This is a genomic window from Azohydromonas aeria (assembly GCF_009760915.1).
GTDB classification, from domain to species: domain Bacteria; phylum Pseudomonadota; class Gammaproteobacteria; order Burkholderiales; family Burkholderiaceae_C; genus Azohydromonas; species Azohydromonas aeria.
Genome location: NZ_VIDQ01000184.1, coordinates 1 through 1,886 on the forward strand (window position 1 = coordinate 1; position 1,886 = coordinate 1,886).

A 1,886-nucleotide genomic window follows, 5' to 3' on the forward strand; every position below is an offset into this window, starting at 1 on the left:
CCCAGCGCGGCCAGGGCCGAGAGCTCGGTGCGGGCCTGCGCGCGCTGGCCGGCGTCGAGGTACAGGCGCGCCAGCGTCAGCTTCCACAGCGGGTTCTTCGGGTCCAGCGCGACCACCTTCTTCTGCAGCTCGATGGCGCGATCGAACTGCTTCTCCGCCCCCAGCGCCACGGCCAGCGTGTCCATGAAGTACGGGTGCTGCGGGCGCAGTTGGTTGGCCTTCTCGGCCGTGGCCACCGCCCCGGGGCGCTTGAGCAGCACCTGCATGTAGGCCAGGTTGTTGAGCATCACCGGGTCATCCGGGCGCAGCTTGAGCGCCTCCTGCAGCCGCGCCTCGGCCTGCGCATGGTCGCCCCGCGCGCCCGCGACCTCGCTGAGGTGGAACAGGAAGCCCGCGTCCTGCGGATGCTCGCTCATCCATTTCGTGGCGAAGGCCGGGGCGGCGGCGGGCTCCTGCGCCAGCAGCGCGCCGTGCACCTTCACCGCCACCGCCGTGCTCGCCGGCACCTTGGCCAGCGCGGCGCGGTAGGCGGCCAGCGCCTCGCGGCCGCGGCGCTGCGCCGCCTCGACGTCGCCTTCGAGCACCAGGCCCGGCACGGCGGTTTCCTTCTCCTTCTGCAGCGCGCGCGCCGTGGCCAGCGCCTGTTCGGGGCGGCCGGCGGCCACCTGCGCCGCGGCCAGGCGCTGCGCCACGGTGAAGTCGCGCGGCGCCAGCGCGCGCGCGCGCTGCAGCGCGGTCACGGCGGCATCGAAGTTCTTCGCCGCCATCTGCACCTCGGCCAGCATCAGCTGCGCCTGCACCGAGTCCGGGCGCTGCGCCGCCACTTGGCCCAGGCTGGAGATGGACTGGTTGAAGTCGCCCGCCACGGCCTGCACCCGCGCCAGCTCGGCCAGCAGCGTGGGGTTGTCGGGAATGGCGGCCACGGCCTCCTGCGCCGCGGTCAGCGCCGCCGGCGTGTCCTTCTGCGCCAGGTGGTGCTCCACCAGCGCCAGCCGCGGCCGGGGCTCGGTGGGGTTGGCGCGCAGCGCCTCCTCCAGCAGCGTGCGCACCTCGGCCGCCGGCGCGCCGGCGGCCTGGCGCACGCGCGCCACGGCCAGCAGCGCGCCCACGTTCTTCGGGTCGGCCTTGAGCAGCGCGTCGAAGCGCTTGCGCGCGGCGTCGAACTGCTTGTCGCGCACGTCGAACTCGGCCAGCGCGGTGGCGGCCTGCAGGTTCGCGGGCTCGGCCTGCGCGGCCTGCTCCAGGCTCTGGCGCGCCTTGTCGGGCTGCTTCAGCGCCATCTGCACGCGCGCGCGCAGCAGCGGCGCCAGCGCCTGGCCGGGAGTCTTCTTCTCCAGCGCGGCGATGGCCTGCAGCGCCGCGTCGAACTCGCGCCGGCGCATGCGCTCGTTGACGAGCGCCAGGTCGGCCACCGTGCCCTTGTCGTCGGCGGCGGTGGCCTGCAGCGACTCCAGCGCCGACGCGTCGCCGCGCGCGATCTGGTTGAGCGCCAGCGCCACGCGGGTGCGGCTGTCAGCCGGGTCCAGCGCCGCGGCGCGCTTGAACAGCGCCTCGGCCTTGGCCAGCTCGCCCTGCTGCTGCCAGGCCTGCGCCGCCAGGTTCAGCAGCGCCGGCGTGACGGCCTTGCCGTCGAGCACCGGCTGCAGCGTGGCCAGCGCCTTGGCCGGGTCGCCCGCGCGCAGCAGCGCCTGCGCCAGCAGCTGGCGCGCGGCCAGCGACTCGGGCATGAGCTGCTGCGCGCGCGTCAGGTGCGTGACGGCCTGCGCCAGCGCGCCGGCCTCGTACTCGATGGCGCCGGCCAGTTGCTGCGCGTAGCCGAAGTCGGGCGCGACCTTGAGCACGGCCTGGATGGACTCGCGCGCGGCCTTGAGGTCCTGGCGGCGCAG

The 1,886-nt window shown here is 75.3% G+C and carries 1 protein-coding gene; it reads right to left on the minus strand.

Annotated elements, in window-relative coordinates; genetic code table 11:
• Positions 1–1,886, minus strand: a 1,886-nt coding sequence (prsT, locus tag FJ694_RS36350) for an XrtA/PEP-CTERM system TPR-repeat protein PrsT (RefSeq protein ID WP_198321195.1), incomplete at both ends; no start/stop codon positions are given.